At 61.2% G+C, this 20,331-nt stretch carries 20 protein-coding genes and 1 pseudogene; 10 read left to right on the plus strand and 11 right to left on the minus strand.

Going from position 1 to position 20,331, the window contains the following annotated elements:
• Nucleotides 1-107: 107 nt before the first annotated feature.
• Together NE852_RS26590 and NE852_RS26595 are read left to right on the plus strand one after the other, a co-directional pair.
• The gene (locus tag NE852_RS26590; RefSeq protein ID WP_008530472.1) at nucleotides 108-317 is read left to right on the plus strand and encodes a hypothetical protein; all 210 of its coding nucleotides are present in this window, start codon (nucleotides 108-110) and stop codon (nucleotides 315-317) included.
• A 13-nt stretch (nucleotides 318-330) separates the two neighbouring features.
• Nucleotides 331-1,368, plus strand: a complete 1,038-nt coding sequence (locus NE852_RS26595; RefSeq protein WP_008530473.1) for a toprim domain-containing protein — start codon at nucleotides 331-333, stop codon at nucleotides 1,366-1,368.
• A gap of 139 nt (nucleotides 1,369-1,507) precedes the next feature.
• Here NE852_RS26595 and NE852_RS26600 read toward each other — a convergent pair whose 3' ends face one another.
• Nucleotides 1,508-1,690 (minus strand): hypothetical protein, encoded by a 183-nt coding sequence (locus NE852_RS26600; protein ID WP_008530475.1) that lies wholly within the window; start codon nucleotides 1,688-1,690, stop codon nucleotides 1,508-1,510.
• Between NE852_RS26600 and NE852_RS26605 the strand changes: the two genes are divergently transcribed.
• The 3 genes from NE852_RS26605 to NE852_RS26615 all read left to right on the plus strand — a co-directional run bounded on the left by NE852_RS26605 (nucleotide 1,689) and on the right by NE852_RS26615 (nucleotide 3,417).
• Nucleotides 1,689-2,627 carry a DUF2493 domain-containing protein gene (locus NE852_RS26605; RefSeq protein WP_008530478.1) on the plus strand — a complete coding sequence of 313 codons (939 nt, stop codon included), beginning with the start codon at nucleotides 1,689-1,691 and terminating at the stop codon, nucleotides 2,625-2,627. The two genes, NE852_RS26600 and NE852_RS26605, sit on opposite strands and share 2 nt — an antisense overlap.
• A gap of 152 nt (nucleotides 2,628-2,779) precedes the next feature.
• Nucleotides 2,780-3,016 (plus strand): antitoxin, encoded by a 237-nt coding sequence (locus NE852_RS26610; RefSeq protein ID WP_008530479.1) that lies wholly within the window; start codon nucleotides 2,780-2,782, stop codon nucleotides 3,014-3,016.
• Nucleotides 3,016-3,417 carry a type II toxin-antitoxin system VapC family toxin gene (locus NE852_RS26615; protein WP_008530480.1) on the plus strand — a complete coding sequence of 134 codons (402 nt, stop codon included), beginning with the start codon at nucleotides 3,016-3,018 and terminating at the stop codon, nucleotides 3,415-3,417. Before NE852_RS26610 ends, NE852_RS26615 begins: the two co-directional genes overlap by 1 nt.
• 305 nt (nucleotides 3,418-3,722) lie before the next feature.
• On the opposite strand, the pseudogene NE852_RS32800 reads toward NE852_RS26615, so the two are convergent.
• From NE852_RS32800 to NE852_RS26630, 3 genes and pseudogenes are all read right to left on the minus strand, one after another.
• Nucleotides 3,723-3,878, minus strand: a pseudogene (locus tag NE852_RS32800) (type II toxin-antitoxin system RelE/ParE family toxin); the annotation flags it as partial.
• Nucleotides 3,879-3,882: 4 nt separating this feature from the next.
• Nucleotides 3,883-4,182: a type II toxin-antitoxin system RelB/DinJ family antitoxin gene (locus tag NE852_RS26625; protein ID WP_008530481.1), complete on the minus strand. Its 300-nt coding sequence runs from the start codon at nucleotides 4,180-4,182 to the stop codon at nucleotides 3,883-3,885.
• Between the two features lie 336 nt (nucleotides 4,183-4,518).
• Nucleotides 4,519-4,887, minus strand: a complete 369-nt coding sequence (locus NE852_RS26630) for a WGR domain-containing protein (RefSeq protein ID WP_008530482.1) — start codon at nucleotides 4,885-4,887, stop codon at nucleotides 4,519-4,521.
• A 430-nt stretch (nucleotides 4,888-5,317) separates the two neighbouring features.
• Between NE852_RS26630 and NE852_RS26635 the strand changes: the two genes are divergently transcribed.
• The gene (locus NE852_RS26635) at nucleotides 5,318-5,641 is read left to right on the plus strand and encodes a DUF736 family protein (RefSeq protein ID WP_008530485.1); all 324 of its coding nucleotides are present in this window, start codon (nucleotides 5,318-5,320) and stop codon (nucleotides 5,639-5,641) included.
• A 509-nt stretch (nucleotides 5,642-6,150) separates the two neighbouring features.
• On the opposite strand, the gene NE852_RS26640 is transcribed toward NE852_RS26635, so the two are convergent.
• Nucleotides 6,151-7,188: an IS110 family transposase gene (locus tag NE852_RS26640; RefSeq protein WP_008536016.1), complete on the minus strand. Its 1,038-nt coding sequence runs from the start codon at nucleotides 7,186-7,188 to the stop codon at nucleotides 6,151-6,153.
• Nucleotides 7,189-7,368: 180 nt separating this feature from the next.
• On the opposite strand from NE852_RS26640, the gene NE852_RS26645 reads away from it, so the two are divergent.
• A complete protein-coding gene (locus NE852_RS26645; protein ID WP_164841435.1) occupies nucleotides 7,369-7,536 on the plus strand; it encodes a hypothetical protein in 168 nt (55 codons plus the stop codon).
• Between the two features lie 119 nt (nucleotides 7,537-7,655).
• Here the strand turns inward: NE852_RS26645 and traG are convergent, their stop codons facing one another.
• From traG to NE852_RS26660, 3 genes are read right to left on the minus strand one after another with little or no spacing between them, the layout of a single operon-like run.
• A complete protein-coding gene (traG, locus tag NE852_RS26650; RefSeq protein WP_258156951.1) occupies nucleotides 7,656-9,575 on the minus strand; it encodes a Ti-type conjugative transfer system protein TraG in 1,920 nt (639 codons plus the stop codon).
• The gene (locus NE852_RS26655; RefSeq protein ID WP_258156952.1) at nucleotides 9,566-9,805 is read right to left on the minus strand and encodes a conjugal transfer protein TraD; all 240 of its coding nucleotides are present in this window, start codon (nucleotides 9,803-9,805) and stop codon (nucleotides 9,566-9,568) included. The genes traG and NE852_RS26655 overlap by 10 nt, the downstream gene beginning before the upstream one ends.
• Nucleotides 9,795-10,082: a TraC family protein gene (locus tag NE852_RS26660; RefSeq protein WP_258156967.1), complete on the minus strand. Its 288-nt coding sequence runs from the start codon at nucleotides 10,080-10,082 to the stop codon at nucleotides 9,795-9,797. The genes NE852_RS26655 and NE852_RS26660 overlap by 11 nt, the downstream gene beginning before the upstream one ends.
• 176 nt (nucleotides 10,083-10,258) lie before the next feature.
• On the opposite strand from NE852_RS26660, the gene traA reads away from it, so the two are divergent.
• Nucleotides 10,259-14,890, plus strand: coding sequence for a Ti-type conjugative transfer relaxase TraA (gene traA / locus NE852_RS26665; protein WP_258156953.1), 4,632 nt, complete (start codon nucleotides 10,259-10,261; stop codon nucleotides 14,888-14,890).
• 313 nt (nucleotides 14,891-15,203) lie between these two features.
• Here traA and NE852_RS26670 read toward each other — a convergent pair whose 3' ends face one another.
• Together NE852_RS26670 and NE852_RS26675 are read right to left on the minus strand one after the other, a co-directional pair.
• On the minus strand, nucleotides 15,204-16,457 hold the full coding sequence (locus NE852_RS26670; protein WP_008536381.1) for an O-antigen ligase: 1,254 nt from the start codon (nucleotides 16,455-16,457) through the stop codon (nucleotides 15,204-15,206).
• A 241-nt stretch (nucleotides 16,458-16,698) separates the two neighbouring features.
• Nucleotides 16,699-17,442: a hypothetical protein gene (locus NE852_RS26675; RefSeq protein ID WP_037175567.1), complete on the minus strand. Its 744-nt coding sequence runs from the start codon at nucleotides 17,440-17,442 to the stop codon at nucleotides 16,699-16,701.
• A 165-nt stretch (nucleotides 17,443-17,607) separates the two neighbouring features.
• Here NE852_RS26675 and NE852_RS26680 point away from each other — a divergent pair, with 165 nt between their 5' ends.
• Nucleotides 17,608-18,324, plus strand: coding sequence for a GntR family transcriptional regulator (locus tag NE852_RS26680; protein WP_008536383.1), 717 nt, complete (start codon nucleotides 17,608-17,610; stop codon nucleotides 18,322-18,324).
• Nucleotides 18,325-18,369: 45 nt separating this feature from the next.
• Nucleotides 18,370-19,557, plus strand: coding sequence for a mannonate dehydratase (uxuA, locus tag NE852_RS26685; RefSeq protein ID WP_258156954.1), 1,188 nt, complete (start codon nucleotides 18,370-18,372; stop codon nucleotides 19,555-19,557).
• A gap of 57 nt (nucleotides 19,558-19,614) precedes the next feature.
• Here uxuA and NE852_RS26690 read toward each other — a convergent pair whose 3' ends face one another.
• A complete protein-coding gene (locus tag NE852_RS26690; protein ID WP_128623693.1) occupies nucleotides 19,615-20,262 on the minus strand; it encodes a TetR/AcrR family transcriptional regulator in 648 nt (215 codons plus the stop codon).
• Nucleotides 20,263-20,331: the final 69 nt, after the last annotated feature.

Below are 20,331 nucleotides of genomic sequence, written 5' to 3' on the forward strand. Positions count from 1 at the left end.
TGTTGGGATGGTGACAGAGGGAAAGAGGGGCCGGGAAGAGTTGGCCTGGCGGGATTGGAGAGCGCCGGCGCGGGCCGGTCCTTTCCTCGCTCTCGACAGGCTTTCCCATGAACGTGATCTCTTCCCCGGCCGCAGGCGCTGCCGCGCTCGCCGGTTTCTCCGATTGCATGCGCAGCTGGCTGAAGGCGGCCGGCCTGTTCTCGGAGATGATTGCCTGGAAGGTCCGTTTCTTCATTCCGACGAGCGAGGCAGGCCCGGCGATCCTTGCGCGCCTGATGCAGCGCCATCGGCTGATCGATATCGCCAGCCGTTCGTGACGGAGGCGATCTCATGTTATCCGCCTCGGAACTGGCGGGCCGTCTTGCGCGAGATGCGGAAGCGGTCTGCCGCCATTATCTCTCGGCCGGCCGGCGCGCCGGCAATTATTGGATCGTCGGCGATGTCGAAAACAACAAGGGCCGGTCGCTCTATGTCCATCTGACCGGACCGCGCGCCGGCCGGTGGACGGACGCGGCGACAGGCCAATACGGTGATCTGCTCGATCTCGTGCGGGAGACCTGCGGGCTCGTGGATTTTCGTGACATTGCCGAGGAGGCAAGGCACTTTCTCAGCCTTCCCCAACCCGAACCGGCGTCGTCCCAAAGGGGCGGCGCCGGCGGCCATGCATCAGTCGATCGACCGGTGGCCGAACGGGCGCGGCGTCTGTTTCGCATGACGCAGCCGCTGGCGGGCACGCTTGCCGACAGCTATCTGCGCAAACGCGGGATTCTGCGGGCATCCGAGCATACCGCGCTTCGCTTCCATCCTTCCTGCTACTACCGGGATCTGGTGACCGGCCGCGCGACCGGCTACCCGGCGCTGATCGTGGCGGTGACCGATCCCGCCGGCGCGATCACCGGCGTACATCGCACCTGGCTCGATCCTGAAGGCGACGGCAAGGCCAAGGTCGAGGATCCCCGCCGTGCGCTCGGCGGTCTTCTCGGCAATGCCGTGCGTTTCGGTTTCCCGACCTCGGCTCCCATCCCGCTCATGGCGGCCGGCGAAGGTCTCGAAACCATGCTGTCGCTTGTCGCTGTCATGCCCGGCATGCCGATGGTGGCGGCACTGACGGCCAACCATCTCGCTGCATTCCAGCTCCCGCTCGGATGTCGGCGCCTCTATATTGCCGGCGATGCCGACGCAGCCGGCCGGCACGGGATTGAGGGTTTGAGCCGACGGGCGCAGGCGCTCGGGATCCTGCCGCTGGTGCTTGCCCCCGAACTCGGCGATTTTAACGAGGATCTGCGCTGGCTCGGACCCGACCGGCTGACAGCGCGGCTGCGGGAACAGCTGGTGCCTGAGGACGCGGTTGCGTTTCTGCCGGCGTGATGCTTCCGGGGAAAGGTTGCTGGGGAGGGATCGATTGCCTGGCGGGGAGGCTGGTCCGCGATGTTCCCGTTCTGATGGGCGCGCCCGCGGGCCTGCCGAGAGGCGACCCTTACCACGCGGGCGGCGGGCCTTCAGCGGGTCAGTCAGGTTTCTTCCCCGCGCCGGCTGGCCGGCGCTCCTCGCGGGCCAAGAAACCTTCCTTCCGCCGCCCGGCGCTTCGCTGGGCCGCTGCGCTGCGCTTGCGGTTCCGGCCCGTCTCCCACGTGAAGGGGATCGCCGTCAGGCCGCGAGAGGCGCGGCCATACCGTATGGAGATCATCATGGACCTTTCCTCTTTTCGCGAAGATGGCTTCGAACCCCACCACGCTTCTTCCCCGACGGACCGCTTCATCTATGAGATGCAGCTCCATGGCCACCGTCCCTTCCAGGACGAGCCCGATCCGCGGCCGCTGCCCGAGGAGCCGGTCGTCCAGTCGGCGCTCACCGCGATTTTCGACGCCCTCTTCGAAATGCTCGGCGATACGCGGCTCGAACCGGATCTCGAGGATCTCCTCTGGTCGATCCCCAATCTCTTCCACCGCGCCGGCGAGCGCATCCAGCGTGAGCTCGACCGCAATGAAGAAGCGCAACGGACCGGTCAGCGCGAGCAGGATGGTTCGGAGGTGAAAAGCGTCGAACTCGAGCGCCGCGTCGCTGAGGGCATCACGCTGTTGGAGCGGCGCAATGCCTTCGAGTTCATGCGCGATTATTCCTCCGACATGTTCGAAGCCCAGACCGGCTCCTCCTGGCGCCCGCGCACCGGTTCCAAAGTCAGCCATGCCCACATGACGGCGGCGATGATCGACTCCAGAGATTTCCTCTCCGCCCGCCGGCGCGCCGAAACCGAGGTCCTGATCCCGGCCGGCACCAAGATCGCCTTCTCCGGCGGCATGGACTATAACGACCATGAACGGATCTGGGCAAAGCTCGATCAGGCCCATGCCAAGCATCCCGATATGGTCCTCCTGCACGGCGCATCTCCAAAAGGCGCTGAGCGCATTGCCGCCTGCTGGGCCGAAGCCCGCAAGGTGACGCAGATCTCCTTCAAACCGAACTGGACGAAGCATGCCAAGGCTGCCCCGTTCCGCCGCAACGACGAGATGCTTTCAGTCATGCCGGCCGGTGTCATCATCTTTCCCGGTTCGGGGATCACCGGCAATCTGGCTGACAAGGCGCGTCGGCTCGGCATCCCCGTCTGGCAGGCAAGTGAAGGCGACTGACGCATTGCTTGACCATCGAAAACAGCCAGCTGCCGCGCAACGACAGCTGGCTTTGCAACCTGGTTTTCGAGATCTCATCAATGGCGTATTGTATCGCGGCGTCGAATGCACTATGTACACACGGATGATGTACATCAAGGAAGGAGGATGCCATGCACACGACGAAGGTATTCAAAAACGGCAATTCGCAGGCAGTGCGCATTCCCGCGGATCTGGCTTACAGTCAGACCGAGATGGATCTTGAAATCGAGCGGATTGGTGACGAGCTTCGAATCCGCCCGCTGAAACCATCCCTGGAAGGCGTGCTGTCGCGTTTCGCAAGGTTTGACCGCTCGTTCATGGCGGAGGGACGCGGCGATCAGGAGCAGGCCGAGCGGGATACGCTTTGATGCCGCTTTATATGCTCGACACCAATATGTGCATCTACCTGATGAAGGAGCAGCCGCCGCAGGTCGCACGCCGTTTTGCTCAATGCCGTGTCGGCGACGTCGTCATGTCGGCCATTACATTTGCGGAACTTGAATTTGGAGTCTTCGCCTCGATGAACGCGGAAAAGGAGCGGGCAAACCTGGAATTCCTTATAGAAGCGATCCCAGTTGCGCCCTTCGATGCCAATGCGGGGCGGTCCTATGGGCCAGTCAGATTTGCCACGCGCGAACGGAAAAAAGATCATCTGGACAAATTGATAGCCGCTCATGCGCTCTCGATTGACGCGATCCTTGTGACCAACAATGTGCGGGACTTTTCCGTCTACGAACGGTTGCGGATCGAGAACTGGTTGTTGTCGTGAGCGCGAAAGCACGACAGATGAACGGTTGGGGGCTCGGGCAGACAGGCTCCGTGCACTGGCAATGATCTAAGCACTCGACCGGCCGCCGCTCATCGTGAAGTAATCGCCTCAAGCGGCGGCCGGACGTGGACGCATCCGGCCTGGCCCGATTGGGCGCTATTCCCCAGGCATTGCCGGCTCCGCGAAACCTGCAAAAGCAGGCTTCGTGCCTTGGGGCGCGACGACACGTTGCGCGGAGGGTGCGGCGCTGCGTCGTATCGAAAAGTTCCACCTTCAGCTGCCCATGTCCCGATCCGGCCCCAATTTCGCACGAGGGCTTCGCCTGCCGAACGCTGCGACGGCAGCAAAGACGCCGGTGATCTGAGCTTCGCGGCTTTGGTCTCGATGCTTACTGCAGCGTCGGAATTGTCGTCAGAGATGTAGTCGATAATCGCCAGTAGATCGGCTCGAGCTGTTTCCAATCATTCAAGCTCGAGCACGGCGCTTCCTGTCGATTAATGCTTGTGCCGCGTCAATGACCTGCCGATGCGGCACGCCTGGTCGAGTATCGGCCAGAACCTCACGCACCTTGGCACGAAACCATTCGTCGTGGGCTTCCGGGCAGCTCGTCAGGCCGGCTGGCAAGCCACCCTCCTTGGCGACGCGGGTAAGGAAGATCCGCACGGCGTCCGAGATGGACAATCCCAAATTGGCAAGTGTTTCGGTGGCGTCGGCCTTGAGCTTGTCGTCTACCCGGATGTGCAGCACGAATGTATGTGCGGCCATTGCCGTTTCTCCCGATGTCGACGTTGACGCAATTATGAATCTCAATTGAGACATATTCAACGGGCTGCCGTTCCTTGCCATCGTTTCCGATGGAGTGTCGCCACGGGAGGTCGGCTGCCCTTAGGGCGTCGCCCGGCTACATCTGCTCGAACTCCGAAAGCTTCTGTTCTACATCGCGATCCGTTCGACCATCTCGTGATCGGGCAGGTAGTCTGGGGAAAGCGTTCCTAACCTGTTCGGACGCCTCGACTTCGCCGGCCCCGTCTTAGCAATAGATCTGCGGCAATCGTCTCAAGCATGAGCAGGATGTGAGCGCATCCGGCCGGCCACCAGGCTCTATTCCGCCGGCCTTGCCGGCTCAACGGAGCCTGCAAAAGCAGCCTTCGCGCCTGCCGGCGTAACGATCCCTTGTGCGCTGCGCGACGCGCTCGCGTGCCAATAGCCGCGGAGCAGTTTGCGGCCGGCCGCATGTTCACAGGCAGCAGCAGCTTGTCCGGGCGTATCGAACAGTTCCACCTTCAGCCGGCCTTCGGTTCCAATCCGGCCCCAATTTCGTAAGAGAGAACTGCCTCCGAACAATGTCGGCTGGATCGACAGACGATAGAAGCGCGCCATATTCCGACACGGATCGATCCGGTAGAGCAGGGTGATGTCGGGTTGTGCATCCATGATCGGATCATGCGAGTTCAGGAGTTCGCCGTCCAACGAGTTTCCTGAATCGGTCATGGCGGATCGATTCACATCGGTGATGCATCTTGCTGCTCGGCTGTCTCTTCGACCATGCCCGCCGCCAGCGGCGGTCGTCGGTAGAAGTGACGTCGCAGGAGAGCAACTGGTAATCATGCGTACGGCAGGTCCGCGGAGACAGACACAGACATATTAGTGGGATCGCGCCAGATATCAGGGGCAGAGGTTCCTAGCATCGGATCCGATCGGATAGCCACGGATAGCTGTTTCCCAACGGTCGCGGTTCAGGACCATTCCCGTTCTTTAAGTCGCCTTTCTAATGGCCCGGCCGCCATCAACGTCAACCCGCAAGGGGTTCCCCTGCGCTGGCGCTTCGGTGACGCCTGCGGCTCGGCCCCTTCTTCGGGCGCCATCGGGAATGGTCCCGAGCAACCGAAGGAGACATACCATGGCCACCACGATCGCAACCCTTACCGCCAAGACCGACGGCAGCCTCGAAGGCATCTTCGCCACGATCCGGGTGAACGCGCCGATCGCTATCGTCCCGAACGCCAGCAAGACGAGCGAGGAAGCACCCGACTACCGCATCATCCACCGCAAGACCGGCTTCGAAATCGGGGCGGCTTGGAACCGGATCGCTCGCCAGACCGGCGAAGAATACCTCTCGGTGAAACTGGAAGCGCCCGAGATCGGCGTGATCTTCGGCAACGTTGCCCAGGCCCCTGGCGGTGATCCCGGCAAGAAGGTCATCCTCTGGAACAGCCCGGCCTGACACTGCCGGCCGGCCCCCCGCCCGGGGGTCGGCCTCTCCTAGAAAATCAAGCCGGCAACGGGCATCGAACCCGCTGCCGGCTTTTCTGGTGCCATACGGAGAGGGAAGGTCTGCTCAGTCCGTCCGAGGGTGTCATGGCGAAATGAAGGCCTCAAGGACGAGCGGTTCCCCCCATTTTGCCTCCGCTCCGGTTGCCTGCGCTCCGACAAAATCGGCTTCTCTATTCGGCCGTTGATTTCAAGCATCTTTTTCTGGGCGCAGCTTCTCCAATGTCCACATAGCTTGGCGATTTCGACCGCAGGCCCTTGCTTCTCTTCGAGATCGGCACCGTGACCCTCTCATGATGGATTTAGGAACAAGATGGAACTATCTCCTTTCGCGTCCTGGCATCCAGTTGGGTGCCGGCACTACCGATTTTCCGTTCTCATCTTATCCTTCGTCCTGCGGACGATTTCACTCCGCGCTACGCGGAATTCCGATTTCTTGCGTTGATGCTCTCAAGCGGTGATTCAAGTTGTTGCAGCGCGTTCCTCTTTGGCCCAGCGAAAGTCGGTCTGGTCCTGCCACATGCGGTGCATGATCACAGCCAGGCGCCGAGCGATGGCAACAAAGGCTTTGTTGACGCCTCTACTTTTTGCGATCCGCATGCCCCATGCTCTCAGCCATGACCATTTCTGACCTCGAGTCAGAAGCGTAACGGCCGCTTCGTACAGAAGCGTTCGCACCATGGTATCGCCACTGCACGATACCTTGCCGACCCGGCTTTTCTCTCCCGATTGATGAGATGCTGGCGTCAGCCCGACGAACGCGCCGACGGCTTTTGAGTTCTGAAAGCGAGCAGGGACATCGATGGCGCTGCGATAGGCGAGCGCGACGACAGCTCCCACGCCCGGCACCGTCATAAGCCTGCGGCAAATCCCATCGTTCTTCGCAATTGCCAGAAGCTGACGATGAAGAATGTTGAATTGCGAGCGGATCTCGCGCCTGGCCGCCAGCAGCGGCTTTACAATGGCGAGCAGCTCTTCGTCATCATCTATCAGTTCGCGTATTCTCTGCTCGAAGTTCAACGTGCTTACGATGCCGACCTTGAGGCCAAAATTTCGGAGAATTCCCCTCAAGTCATTCTCTATGTCCATAGCCTTGGACTGAAGCATCTTCCGGGCTCTGAGCAGGGCACGCTGCTTTTGGCTTGTGATCGTTTTCACATGGACCGGGCGAAAGATGTTGACGCGCATCATCTGGGCGATCCCGCGGGCGTCGTTCCGATCAGTCTTGTTGATCTGCGCTGTCAGGAAGGCCCGTGTGTGCCTTGCCTCGATGCAGAAAACGGGAAGATTCGCCTCAGCGAGCGCACTGTAGAGCCATTGAGACAAGGGACCAGCTTCGAGACCAATGCGTCTGTACTGATGGCCGCTCTCCGACAGAACACGTAAAAGATCTTCGGGGTGACTGGGCACCTTTGTCTCCCGAACGATCCTGCCCTCCGCATCCACAATGCAAACGGATGTCTCTTTCACGGAAATATCGAGGCCGGCAAAATACTGCATGTGCATATCTCCTGAGATGGGTTGGTGAGCGTTGCAGCGTGCAGCATAGCCGCTGGCTGGGCGCAGGCCGAATACTCCATCTCCCCCACTCGCCGGCTCCGCCGGTTGCTTCGCAATCCTTGACCCCTCCATCCCGTCATGACCGCGGGCGTCGCCTTTCACAACGTCAAGGAGACGACAATGACCACTTGCATCGACGAAATTATCGAGTTGCTAGGCGCCGAGCTGCGGAATGCCGATCCTGCCGAGCGCCGCCAGATCGAGAGCGAGCTCGAGCTGGCGCTAGCTGAACGCGAGGTGATCTGGGCCGAGCAGGACGGCCGCATCGACGCCGAACCTCCGTTCTGACGGAGGCTTCTTTTCGTAGATTGGATCACTCCGCCGGGCGCGGTGGATCCCTTCGAGCGCTATCGCCGGCGGGATCAATAAAGTTTCGGCGAGAATAAGGCACGGCGTCGACCGTCACGTCACGTCACGGGCTTGACGAAGCGGTTCGCTTTGGCAACCCCATCCATCTCTTTGCGTCGGAAGTAGATCGCCCGCCCACAGCGGATCGGACTCTGACCCTGCACGATAATGATCTGCTCGTCCTTGCGCATCGATTGGGTGATTTCATGCGGCATGATCAGCGGCCGACGTTGGAAACTGACGCTCTCGGATTTGCGCGTGCCGCCGTTCCGGCTGTCCCAACCGAGGTTGCGCGAACTGCCTTTCACCTCGACCGTCATCTCGCCGCATTGGGCCGAGACGGTGCGGGCGGTGTCGATCGCCTTGACCGCTGCATAGCTCGCGAAGGCGCAGCCCTCGATCCACGAGGTTGCTCCGTCCTTTCCGAAGTGCCGTTCCAGCTGGCCGACCGATTGGTACATCAGCATCATCGATATTCCATACTTGCGGCCCCGGTCTCGCGCTTCCTCCAATACGCGCATGTAGCCAAGAAGATCGACCTCATCGAGCATGAACAGCGCCCGGCGGCGGAAGGCGCCGTCGGCCTGCATCATCGCATTGATCAACGAACCGATGATCACCCGGCCGATTCCCGGGTAAGAGCGCAAAATGGACGCCGGGATGTTCAGGAAGACGTCTTTCCTACCGCTGACGATATCGCTCGGCTTGAAGACTTTGCCGCAAACCAGGGCGGCATAATTGTCGAGCGAGAGCCACTGCGTATCCTTCGACGCCGTGGAATAAACGCCGCTAAAGGTCTGCTCGGTCATGTTGGTGAAGACGCCGAGCGTTTCGCGGATGAAGTCCGATTGCGAGTTTTCCTGGATGTCGCGCAGCATGGCGAGCACCGAAGGCTCTGGCTCGGAAACGATCTCCCGCAAGCTCCGTAGATTCCGACGCCCGGCATATTCCGGTGACAGCATGACATGCGCCAGCAGCCCAGTGAGGAGATTGTGCGCCTGGCTCTGGAAATAGGAGCCGGTCGAGGATTCGAAGCGCGCACTTTCCGACAGCAGCATATGCGCGATGCCAACAATATCCTCCTCCTTTTGGCTCGACCTTTCGATTCCGTCGAGCACGTTGAAGCCCATGGTTGGGTTTGTGGGATCGAGCACCATGACCTCGCGCCCGAGCGCATTGGTGCGGTGCTCGACGACCATGGGTGCAACCTCAATGGAAGGATCGAGACAGATCATAGGCCCGGTATATCTGAGCGCTGTCGGCACGACGTTGCTGGTGGTCTTGTAGCCGCCCGATCCCGCGAAGAACAGCATATGGGTGGAATCGAAGTCCTGTTTATAGGTGAGCAACGGCGCCTTCCCGCCCTGTCCCCATGTGCTACGATCGTTTGCATCGAAGGGGAGCTCATGGACGATTTCCTTGTCGACCCGATAGCGCTCGCCGACGACGATTTCCCCATCCGGCGGAAACAGTTTTCCTGCCGCCGCCATGGGCAGCCAATCGGCATCTCCGAAGATCCCGCGCCGGGCACGCTTGATCTCGTCCGGCACGACGATGGAGATACGGGCGGACACCGCCACTGCCAGGAAGCCGGCGATGGTGGCGGCGATTGCGACCATATCAAGATAGGACAGCGCTCGATCCCACGGAACGACCCGAGCCTGCACTGTCGGTGCAAGCCGGCTGAATTCGCGCAGCGCATAGAAGGCGGCTACGCCGAGAAAACACAAAAGACTTGCCATGGCGACCGGCCTTCGCCGATGCAGCGGCAGGGCCCACACGGTCAGAAGTCCAGCAAGAGGTCCGAATAGTAGGGGCGGCACAGGCGCTGCCCGCAGGAACCAATATTCCATCTTTCCCGACATGCCGGCGGCGAGCTCCGACCACCGCCAGCCAACAATGTAGATTGTGATCGTGGTGACGGCGATCGGCGCCAAAACAAGCAACAGGCTCGGATGCGTTTTTCCTCTTATGCCCATCTCACCTTCTCCTTGAGATGCGATGAAACGTTGGTGAGCGAAGGGGTCTTGAAAGCCTCTTCGCCGATATCGCGCAGGCGCCGATGCTCGGCGGAGCCGGGAACGAGCCTTGCCATTTCCATGAGGCCGCCAAGCAGAAATGCCCGATCCGCCTTCGATAACCCTGCTTTGACAACGATCCCGCCAAGCAAGAACTTCTCGCGCGCGTCGCGCTTGCGCTCAGCCGTCATTTGGAACCTGCCCCTGCGCTCCAGCGCCGCCATCTGTTGGTCGACGCGTTTGAGGAGCGGGGCCAGCGGCACCTTTCTTTTCCCCTTTGCGAAATCGCGCAGCGATCTCCTCGATGATCCGGTCGACCTCCTCATCGGCAATCTCCATCTCCGCCAAGCCGGATTTCGTCGCGGCGCGGGCAAAACGCTCGGCCGATTTAACTATTAACAATCGTTTGCGTTCGCGTAGCTTCTCGATCTGGGCCTCGAGATCGGAAATCGATGATTTTACAGCCACTGTCGGTTCCTTTTCGCTTTTAGATAATCGAAACGATGCGATTATACTAACTGGAATAAAATAGTAAAATAGTCTAGCGTGCAACCGGAAAAGCGGCATCGGCCCTGCGGTCCGACCGGTTTGAGGGCGCAATATACGTCGCTGTCGCGACGTCCTCGGATGATGTGGAGACGGAAGTGGCGATCATGTTCATCAGAGCGCAGGTGATCAGCAGGGGCGCGGGACGCAGTATCATTTCCGCTGCGGCCTATCGTCATCGCACCCGGATGATGGATGAGCAGGTCGGCGCCTCCTTCAACTATCGAGGTGGCGCTTCCGATCTGGTGCATGAGGAGCTTGCCCTGCCGGACTGTGTTCCGAATTGGCTTCATGAGGCGATCGACGGCCTTTCCGTTGCTGGTGCGAGCGAAGCGCTGTGGAATGCTGTGGAGGCCTTCGAGACGCTGGGAAACGCGCAGCTTGCCCGCGAGCTGATCATCGCGCTGCCGGAGGAACTGACGCGGGCGGAGAATATTGCACTGGTGCGCGAATTCGTTCGGGACAATCTCACAGCGAGGGGCATGGTGGTTGATTGGGTCTACCATGACAAGGACGGCAATCCCCATGCCCATGTAATGACGACGTTGAGGCCACTGGCGGAGGAGGGGTTTGGCCGGAAGCGGGTGACGATCATGGGGGAAGACGGGAAGCCCTTGCGTGTCGTCACGCCCGACAGTCCGAACGGGAGAATTGTCAATAGGGTCTGGGCGGGCGACAGGGAAACGATGAAGGTCTGGAAGATCGCCTGGGCGGAGACAGCCAACCGGCATCTGGCGCTGGCCGGTCACGAGATCAGGCTGGACGGACGCTCCTATGCCGAGCAGGGCCTCGATGGCATCGCGCAGAAGCATGTTGGCCCGGGGAGGGCAGCGCTTTCGGGCAAGGGCAAGGAGCTCTATTTTGCGCCGGCCGATCTTGCCCGGCGGCAGGAGATGGCCGACCGGCTGCTGGCCGAGCCCGCGCTGCTGCTGAAGCAGCTTTCGAACGAACGCTCCACCTTCGACGAGCGCGACATCGCCAAGGCACTGCACCGCTATGTCGATGATCCCGCCGACTTCGCCAATATCCGCGCGCGGCTGATGGCCTCGGACGAACTGGTCATGCTGAAGCCGCAGCAGGCCGATGCAGAAACCGGCAAGGCCGCAGAACCCGCCATCTTCACCACGCGCGAGATCCTTCGCATCGAATATGACATGGTGCAGTCGGCGCAGATCCTCTCGAAGCGTATCGGCTTTGGCGTTTCGGTTCGCCATGTCGAGGCCGCCATTAAGAGCGTCGAGACCGGCGATCCGCAAAAAGCCCTTAAGCTCGATGCGGAACAGGTCGATGCCATCCGTCATGTCACAGGTGAGAGTGGCATTGCCGCCGTCGTCGGCCTTGCCGGCGCCGGCAAGTCGACCCTGCTTGCCGCAGCACGCGCCGCCTGGGAAAGCGAGGGCCGGCGGGTGATCGGCGCAGCCCTTTCCGGGAAAGCGGCCGAGGGGCTGGAAGACAGTTCCGGCATTAGGTCTCGCACGCTGGCGTCCTTGGAACTGGCATGGGCAGGCGGCCGCGACCTGCTCGAACGTGGCAACGTCCTTGTCGTCGACGAAGCCGGCATGGTGTCGTCGCAACAGATGGCGCGCGTGCTGAAGGTCGCCGAAGACGCTGGTGCAAAAGTCGTCCTCGTCGGCGACGCTATGCAACTGCAGCCGATCCAGGCGGGCGCTGCGTTTCGGGCGATCAGCGAACGGATCGGCTTTGCCGAGCTATCCGGTGTGCGCCGCCAGCGTGCAACGTGGGCACGGGAAGCTTCGCGGCTCTTTGCGCGCGGCGAGACCGGCAAAGGCCTCGACGCCTATGCCCAGCAGGGTCATCTGGTCGAGGCAGAGACACGGGAGGACATTATCGGGCGGATTGTCGGCGACTGGACTGCGGCGCGCCGGCAGGCGATCCAGGACTCGGTTGCGGCAGGCAATGATGGCCGTCTTCGCGGTGACGAGCTTCTCGTGCTCGCCCACACCAACGATGACGTCAAACGGCTGAACGAAGCGCTGCGGTCGGTGATGTCGGACGCGGGCGCGCTGACCGACGCCCGGAAATTCCAGACGGCCCGTGGACCGCGTGAATTTGCTGCCGGCGACCGCATCATCTTTCTGGAAAACGCCCGGTTCCTCGAGCCGCGCGCCAGGCATTTTGGCCCGCAATATGTCAAGAACGGCATGCTCGGCACGGTTATTTCGACCGGCGACAAGCGCGGCGATCCATTGCTTTCGGTGCGCCTGAACGATGGCCGCGACGTCGTCATCAGCGAGGCGAGCTATGGCAATGTCGATCACGGCTATGCCGCGACGATCCATAAGTCGCAAGGCGTCACCGTCGATCGTACTTTCGTGCTGGCGACCGGCATGATGGACCAGCACCTGACCTATGTGTCGATGACCCGGCATCGCGACCGGGCCGATCTCTATGCCGCAAGGGAAGACTTTGAAGCGCGGCCGGAATGGGAGCGCAAGCCGCATGTCGATCATGCTGCCGGCGTCACCGGCGAGCTTGTGGAAACAGGAAAAGCCAAGTTCCGGCCGAATGATGAGGATGCCGACGATAGCCCTTATGCCGACGTGAAGACCGACGACGGAAGCGTCCATCGTCTCTGGGGCGTGAGCCTGCCGAAGGCGCTCGATGAGGGTGGCGTCTCCGCGGGCGACACGGTGACCCTGCGCAAGGACGGCGTGGAGCGGGTGAAGGTCCAGATTCCCATCGTCGATGGGAAAACCGGGCAGAAGCGCTTCGAGGAAAGAGAAGTCGACCGCAACGTCTGGACGGCCAAACGGGTCGAGACCGCCGAAGACCGCCAGCAGCGCCTCGAGCAGGAAAGCCATCGGCCGGAACTGTTCAAGCCGCTGGTGGAGCGCCTGTCGCGCTCCGGCGCCAAGACGACGACACTCGATTTTGAGAGCGAGGCCGGGTACCGGGCGCAGGCGCAAGACTTCGCCAGGCGTCGCGGGCTTGATCATCTCGCCCTGGCTGCAGCCGGGATGGAGGAGGGCGTTGGACGGCAGTTGGCGTGGATTGCCGCAAAGAGGGAGCAGGTGGCGAAGCTTTGGGAAAGGGCGAGCGTTGCGCTCGGCTTTGCGATCGAGCGGGAACGACATGTCTCCTACAATGAAGTGCGCAGCGAAACGAAAACGGTCTCGGGCGACGATGCCGGCCGCGGGCGATATCTGATCGCGCCCACCACCGTCTTCGCCAGGAGCGTGGAAGAAGATGCGCGACGGGCACAGCTTGCCTCGCCCGCCTGGAAGGAGCGGGAGGCGATCCTGCAGCCGCTTCTCGAAAAGATCTATCGTGACCCGGATGCGGCGCTTGTCGCCCTGAACGCCCTGGCATCGAATATGCGCGTCGAACCCCGCAGGCTTGCCGACGATCTTGCTGTCGCGCCGGCTCGGCTCGGTCGCCTGCGGGGTTCCGAGCTTATCATCGAAGGTCGCGCCGCCCGCGATGAGCGCAACGTCGCGACCGCGGCATTGCCGGAGCTGCTGCCACTCGCCCGCGCCCATGCGACGGAGTTCCGCAGAAACGCCGCGCGGTTCGAAAGCCGCGAGCAACAACGCCGTGCGCATATGTCATTGTCGGTCCCGGGGCTTTCCAGAACGGCGCTGAAGCGTCTGGTCGAGATCGAGGCGGTGCGCAGGCAAGGTGGTGACGATGCCTACAAGACCGCCTTCGTGTTTGCCGCCGAGGACCTAGCCGTCGTGCAGGAGATCAAGGCCGTCAGCGAGGCCCTGACGGAACGCTTCGGGTGGCGTGCCTTCAGCTCGAAGGCCGATGCGGTCGCCGAACGCAATATGGCCGAGCGTATGCCGGAAGACCTCGAGAGCATCAGACGCGAGAAGTTGATCCGGCTGTTCGAGGCCGTGAAGCGCTTCGCCGAGGAGCAGCATCTTGCCGAGCGGCGGGATCGTTCGAAGATCGTTGCCGGCGCCAGTGCCGTTCCCGCAATGGAGTCAGGCAGGGAGAACGTCACCGTGCCACCCATGCTCGCCGCCGTCACCGAGTTCAAGACTTCGGTCGACGACGAGGCAAGATCTCGCGCTCTCGCCGGCCCTCTTTATCGCCAGCAGCGAGCGGCGCTGGCCAGCGTCGCGAGAACCATCTGGCGTGATCCGGCGAAGGTCGTTGGCAAGATCGATGATCTGCTCGCGAAAGGCTTTGCCGCCGATCGCATTGCAGCTGCGATTACCAAGGATCCGGCCGCCTATGGCGCGTTGCGCGGCTCTAATCGTCTGATGGACCGGCTGCTCGCTTCCGGCCGGGAGCGGAAGGCGGCGGCGCAGGCGGTGCCCGAGGCGGCAATGCGCCTGCGCTCGCTCGGCTCAGCCTATGCCAGCCTGCTCGACGCCGAGCGCCAAGCCATCATCGAGGAGCGCCGGCGCATGGCGGTCGCCATTCCCAGTCTGTCGGGGGCTGCGGAAGATGCGCTCCTGCGCCTGGTCAACGAGGCGAAGAGCAGCGGTCGTACGCTGAGTCCATCAGCCACTTCTCTCGATGCCAACATCCGCCGCGAGTTCGCCGCTGTCAGCACGGCGCTGGACGAACGCTTCGGCCGCAATGCCATCCTCCGGCAAGAGCAGGGTCTCATCAACCGTGTGCCACCGATACAGCACCGGGCATTCGAAGCGATGCAGGAACGGTTAAAAGTCCTGCAACAGGCCGTCCGCATGGACAGCAGCGACAAGATCATCGCGGAACGACGCCACCGCACGGTTAGCCGCGGCCACGATCACTAAGACTATCGTGTGGATGTCGTTGTCAATCGCGACTTTGCAAACATCAACAGAAAAAGCAGAAAGCGCGCTCAGTGTTTCATCTCAGGAAAATCGTGGATGATGGTATCCTCGTCGATGCAAATGGGCATTTCCTCCATGTTCCCGGCGTAACAAGATCACCGACAAGTCGAGAGATTGGGATCAAACATCTAGCTCTTTGGTTTCTGCATATCGTCACCGCAAAACCGCTGCAGGGTTTTGCAACGCAACGGGTCAACCCCAGAAAATCAAATATTTCCATCGGTAAATGCGGAAATGCTGAGATTGCTGGAGGTCAACTCCGAACGACAGGAGCAAAATGCGTGCTGCCGCGATCCACGCAGATCAGGGCGACGATAAAGGCGAAGATCGGATCCAATGCCTTCTGGCCGAACATGATGCCAAAGCTGCCGGTGATGGTGTAGCTTGTCGCTAGCAGGAGAGCGAGCGCGATGGCAATATCCCGGCCTGGTCCTGCTTCCTTCCTCCACGCGCCGACCACGGGCGTCAGGAGCATAAGTGAAAGCGCGGCCGGACCAAGGACGCCGGCGTCGATCGCCGCGGTCAGAAAACCGTTGTGGACATGGGTATAGCTCACCTGCTGCCTTATGCCATCGGGAACCTCTGCCAGAACGGTACTCATCCGGTTTTGCGGGCCATAGCCGGTAAACGGATCCTTGGCGATTGCCGACAGGGCGCCCTTATAGAGGGTGAGCCGTGCGCTGAGCGATGTAACGTCACCATCGCTGCGGTCAAGCGTGGCCAGATTGTCTTGAAATGTTTGAATGCGGTTCAGGATCTGTGCGCTGCTTAGAGCGAGAAGTCCAAACAACAACAGGGAGCCCGTGATGGCTAGGCTGCGCAAACTGAAATGGAAACGATGCCTGCTGAAATACCAGAGAAAGATGATGGCGTGGACAGGGATGACCAGCCAGGCCGACCGGGCTCCTGAAAGCAGAACGCAGCCTAGACCGGCGGCATAGCCAAGGACGGCTACTCTTTGCTCGGTTTTCTTGGGAGATTGAAGGTTGAGAAGCGCAATGCCGGCGAAGAGCACGCCGATGACCCCCAGCAAGGCAGCGTTCGTCGTGCCGCCTTCTGCCCGATCGAAACCGAACTGGATCTGCCACACACTCAAGAAGAAGGTGATGATCATGCCGATGCCTGCTCCGAGGATGAAGAGCGGCACAAGGCGGCCGTCCGCGGATTGGCGCATCCGCGGCAATATCAGCCAGACCGAAAAGAAAGGCAGAAGTCTGATAATCCAGCCGAGCCCTTCCAGGGGTTGCGGATTGATGAATATGCTCGTAATCATCACCAGCGGGTAGATCGACATGCCGATGGCGACCAGGCGGTCGGATTTCGACAGGTTCAGGGAAAAACGGCGCGTCACCAGACAGAAGATGGCCCACACCATCGATACGGTGAGGATGATGGAATTCCCGTTTGGCGAAAGACCCGGAAGCATTGCAAACAGAAAGACCGAAATGCCATTGTTTCGATCGAGTGCATTCCTTGCCCCATTCCCGGGATAGAGCGCTTCTATCATGAGTTGCTTGAAGTACTTCACTTTGCCGGTCCTGAGCGCGTCGATCCTGCCTCGCTAAGGATCGCGATCTCCTCTGTCAAGCCGCCAATGAGGCGCAATCCGCGGCTTTTGCCGGGTGTCGTATTCCGGCAACCAGAACCCCGCGCGGATTCGCGCTATTCGATGACAGATGGCGAGTCGATGCGACGCCAAGGCCGGTTTCGGCAGAAAACACGTTTTAGGTGCGGCCCTCGTGTAAAGGTTACGTCCGAACGCCGTCGTGATCGATGCCCTGCCAGAGTGGCAGGCCGATCGCCTCCGAGACCTGCGGGTCGGCTGTGTAGATGGGATAACCGAGACTGACGAGCCGTGCCAGGGTCTCGGCGTCCATGCGCACATGTTTGCGGGCCAGATTGACGCCGTTGTAGACGTGGCCGGCCGAATGGGGATTGATGCCGGAGATGATCACGGCCGTCGCGCCGTTATAGAGGGCAAAGAGCACTGCGATGATGCCGTTCGAACATTTGGTCTCGGCGTCGAGTTCAAGGTTCAGGCGTCCGCTGACCTTGTGCAGCAAGGCGATCCGTTGGTAGCGATCGACGATGTGGGCTTCGTCGCAGCCATAGCCGATTGCTTTGAGACCCGCTTCCAGGCGCTCCCGGCCATGCCGCCATGCGAGGACATAAAGTGCACCCGTGCGCTTCCCGGCGAGAACGCGTCTCACCTCGACCGCGCTCGTATTGGTGCCTTCGACCTCGTTATAGCCCATCAGCGTGACATCGGGTGCGTCGATGCCCCAGGACTGAAGAGCGAGCTGCGAGGCGTTGACGGAGATGATGCGATAGGTCCCATCGAGACCGGTCGGCTTGTGGGATTTCGGCGCAGATCCCAGCACCACGACCGGGCCGGCAAAAGGCACAGCAGTGGTCGGTGGCGTAGGCTTTCGCAACAGATATTTGATCCGGCGAGGGATGTATTTCCTTGCCGCCGAAAACGCCTTCAACATCCGTGATACCACTTTGGAGATTATTGCCGGTGTATATATGCCGCCTTTGACGGACGCAAGCAGGCCCGTTCGTTTGCGCCTGCTAAGCCCCACTGCTGCCAAGCTTGGCAAGGCAGTGCAATTGATATACTAGTATGCCAGAAGGTGTCATCGCGCGGTATTTCCATGCCAATAGCATCAGCAGTCTTCGTAAATCCGGCATCGCAGGATGTTGGCGGGAAGCTGCGCCGTATCACGACGGCTGGCGCCATCTACGAGCGCCTGCATGCCGATATCGTCTCGCTCAGGATGCCACCCGGCATGCCGTTGCAGGAAAAACGGATCGCCGAGGATTTCGGGGTCAGTCGCACGCCGGTGCGCGAGGCTTTGCTCAGGCTTTCCGAAAGCGGGCTGGTCGACATCTATCCGCAGTCCAGTACCATCGTGTCGCGGGTGCCGGTCTCGGCGATTCCCGAGGCGGTGGTGGTACGCAAGGCGCTTGAAGGCGTAACCGTGGAGACCGCGGCCCTCACGGCCACCGTCGCCGATATCGCCCGCCTCGATGCCATCATCGCCCGCCAGCAGGCGCATTCGGCGGCCGGCAATGTCTCGAGTTTCCATGAGGAGGACGAGGCTTTCCACGAGGCGGTCGCTGAGATCGCAGGATATCCGGGTATTTGGGCCATACTGAAGACGGTCAAGGTGCAGATCGACCGGGCTCGACGGCTGACGCTGCCTGCGCTCGGACGCGCGGAAAATGTGGTGCGAGAACACACAATCATCCGTGATGCGCTTGCCGCACATGATGGGGCGGCGGCACGCGATGCGATGATCCATCACTTAAGCGCCGTCATTCCTGACGTCGATGAATTGCGGTCGCGTTACCCCGATTATTTCTGCTGACGGCAGACCCACACACGAAGCAAAAAGGCGAGGAAAGGAAGAGGAATGCGGCAGGGTTGGAGATGGTTTGGGCCGGAAGCGCCGGTTACGCTGGATGATGTCAGGCAAACGGGCGCGACCAACATCGTTTCGTCACTGCACCAGGTGCCGATCGGCCAGGCCTGGACGGAGAAGGAAGTGCGTGAACGCCAGTCTCTGATCGAGACGACGCCTGGCGACCGGTCGCCGCTCGTCTGGTCAGTCGTCGAAAGCATCCCGATTCCCGATGCCGTCAAGCGCAAGGGCGGAGAGGCGAAGGCCGAAATCGAGGCGTGGATCGCCAGCCTCGAAGCGGTTGCCGCCTGCGGCATCCCGATCGTCTGCTATAATTTCATGCCTGTCGTCGACTGGACCCGCACCGACCTTGATTTCGTGACGCCGACGGGGGCCACCGCGATGCGCTTCGATCATGAGCGTTTCGCTGCCTTCGACCTCTTCATTCTGGAACGGCCGGATGCGACGCAGCAATATTCCGAGGAGGATCGAGAACGGGCGCGTGTCGTCTACGAGGCCATGTCCGAGGAGGAGGTCGCCGACCTCACCCGCATCATCGCCTCGGCTCTGCCCGGCTCGACGACCGAGCCCCTTACCATTCCGGCCTTCAGGGAAAAGCTCGTCGCCTACAGCGGCATCGATGCCGCAAGACTGCGCCGGCACCTGATCGAATTCCTCGAAGCCGTGACGCCGGCCGCAGAAGCACGCGGCGTCAAGCTGACGCTGCATCCCGACGATCCGCCGCGCTCGCTCTTCGGCCTGCCTCGCATCGCCTCGACCGCCGAGGATTATGCCGCTCTCTTCGATGCGGTGCCGTCGGCGGCGAACGGGATGTGTTATTGCACTGGCAGCCTCGGCGTACGCGCCGATAACGACCTGCCGGCGATCGCCCGGCGGTTCGCTTCGCGCATCCACTTCGCTCATCTACGCGCAACGACGCGTGAAGGCGACGGTCGGACGTTCCACGAAAGCGCGCATCTGGAAGGTGATGTCGACATGGTCGCGGTTCTCCGCGAACTGGTTGCGGAAGACCGCCGCCGCAGCGCGGAAAACACCATCGTCTTCCGCTCGGACCATGGCCACCGCATGCTCGACGATCTCGACAAAACGGTCACGCCCGGCTACCCCGCCATTGGCCGCATGCGCGGCCTTGCCGAGCTTCGTGGCATCCTGCATGCGCTGGATGCCCCGCCGACCTGAGGGGGTTGGCGTCGCGCGGCATAGAAAATCATTGCGCTCTGGAGCCCAAGCGACACTTCAGAGCGCGCAACCCTTCAGGAACAGATTTGCGCACATCTTCGCCCTCGCGGCGATCTCCTCGATCCCCGGCGGCTGTTGCTGGCGCAGCATCGCTGCGCGCTGCGGTTCCATGATCATCATCCCACGGAGCATCCCGCAGGCGGCATGTGGATCGTCGAGCGCGATCAGTCCGCGATCGATCTGTCTGCGCAGCCAGTCTTCCATCAGCGCGTTGGTCCTGACGATCGCTTTCTCATAGAAGGTGGTGGCGATCTCGGGAAAACGGTCGGACTCGCTGATGACGAGCCGGGTCACGGTGATGGTGTCCAGTGAGAGCGTCAGCATGCCATAGGCCATCAGCATGCGCTCCAACCCTTGCCTGAGGTCCGCTACGGCAAGCGTTCCGGGATCGAGCGACATGAGGAAGCGCCCCGTCCGCTCGATGATCATTTCGGAAAAGAGATCCGCCTTGGTCGGAAACAGCCGATAGAGCGTCTTGGTCGAAACACCCGCCTCCTGCGCGATCGCGGCGATGCTTGCCGCCGCATAACCATTCTCGTGGAATTGCCGGTTGGCCGCCTCGATGATCACGCTTCTCGTATCGTCATCGCAGCGGATTTGCGGTCGTCCTCGCGGCCTCTTCTCGATTTCGTGATTTTGGACCATGACTATTTTCCAAATTCTTGTTGACACCGATTTTATAGAGCATATTTTGGAAAATATCAAGTTTCCTAA

It is taken from the genome of Rhizobium sp. Pop5 (genome assembly GCF_024721175.1).
Classification (GTDB): Bacteria; Pseudomonadota; Alphaproteobacteria; order Rhizobiales; family Rhizobiaceae; genus Rhizobium.

Coding starts and splice junctions, on each gene's coding strand:
- NE852_RS26590 (WP_008530472.1), top strand. CDS start 108: ATGAACGTGATCTCTTCCCCGGCCGCAGGCGCTGCCGCGCTCGCCGGT.
- NE852_RS26595 (WP_008530473.1), top strand. CDS start 331: ATGTTATCCGCCTCGGAACTGGCGGGCCGTCTTGCGCGAGATGCGGAA.
- NE852_RS26605 (WP_008530478.1), top strand. CDS start 1,689: ATGGACCTTTCCTCTTTTCGCGAAGATGGCTTCGAACCCCACCACGCT.
- NE852_RS26600 (WP_008530475.1), bottom strand. CDS start 1,690: ATGATGATCTCCATACGGTATGGCCGCGCCTCTCGCGGCCTGACGGCG.
- NE852_RS26610 (WP_008530479.1), top strand. CDS start 2,780: ATGCACACGACGAAGGTATTCAAAAACGGCAATTCGCAGGCAGTGCGC.
- NE852_RS26615 (WP_008530480.1), top strand. CDS start 3,016: ATGCCGCTTTATATGCTCGACACCAATATGTGCATCTACCTGATGAAG.
- NE852_RS26625 (WP_008530481.1), bottom strand. CDS start 4,182: ATGGCCGCACATACATTCGTGCTGCACATCCGGGTAGACGACAAGCTC.
- NE852_RS26635 (WP_008530485.1), top strand. CDS start 5,318: ATGGCCACCACGATCGCAACCCTTACCGCCAAGACCGACGGCAGCCTC.
- NE852_RS26640 (WP_008536016.1), bottom strand. CDS start 7,188: ATGCAGTATTTTGCCGGCCTCGATATTTCCGTGAAAGAGACATCCGTT.
- NE852_RS26645 (WP_164841435.1), top strand. CDS start 7,369: ATGACCACTTGCATCGACGAAATTATCGAGTTGCTAGGCGCCGAGCTG.
- traG (WP_258156951.1), bottom strand. CDS start 9,575: ATGGGCATAAGAGGAAAAACGCATCCGAGCCTGTTGCTTGTTTTGGCG.
- NE852_RS26655 (WP_258156952.1), bottom strand. CDS start 9,805: ATGACGGCTGAGCGCAAGCGCGACGCGCGCGAGAAGTTCTTGCTTGGC.
- NE852_RS26670 (WP_008536381.1), bottom strand. CDS start 16,457: ATGATAGAAGCGCTCTATCCCGGGAATGGGGCAAGGAATGCACTCGAT.
- NE852_RS26675 (WP_037175567.1), bottom strand. CDS start 17,442: ATGTTGAAGGCGTTTTCGGCGGCAAGGAAATACATCCCTCGCCGGATC.
- NE852_RS26680 (WP_008536383.1), top strand. CDS start 17,608: ATGCCAATAGCATCAGCAGTCTTCGTAAATCCGGCATCGCAGGATGTT.
- uxuA (WP_258156954.1), top strand. CDS start 18,370: ATGCGGCAGGGTTGGAGATGGTTTGGGCCGGAAGCGCCGGTTACGCTG.
- NE852_RS26690 (WP_128623693.1), bottom strand. CDS start 20,262: ATGGTCCAAAATCACGAAATCGAGAAGAGGCCGCGAGGACGACCGCAA.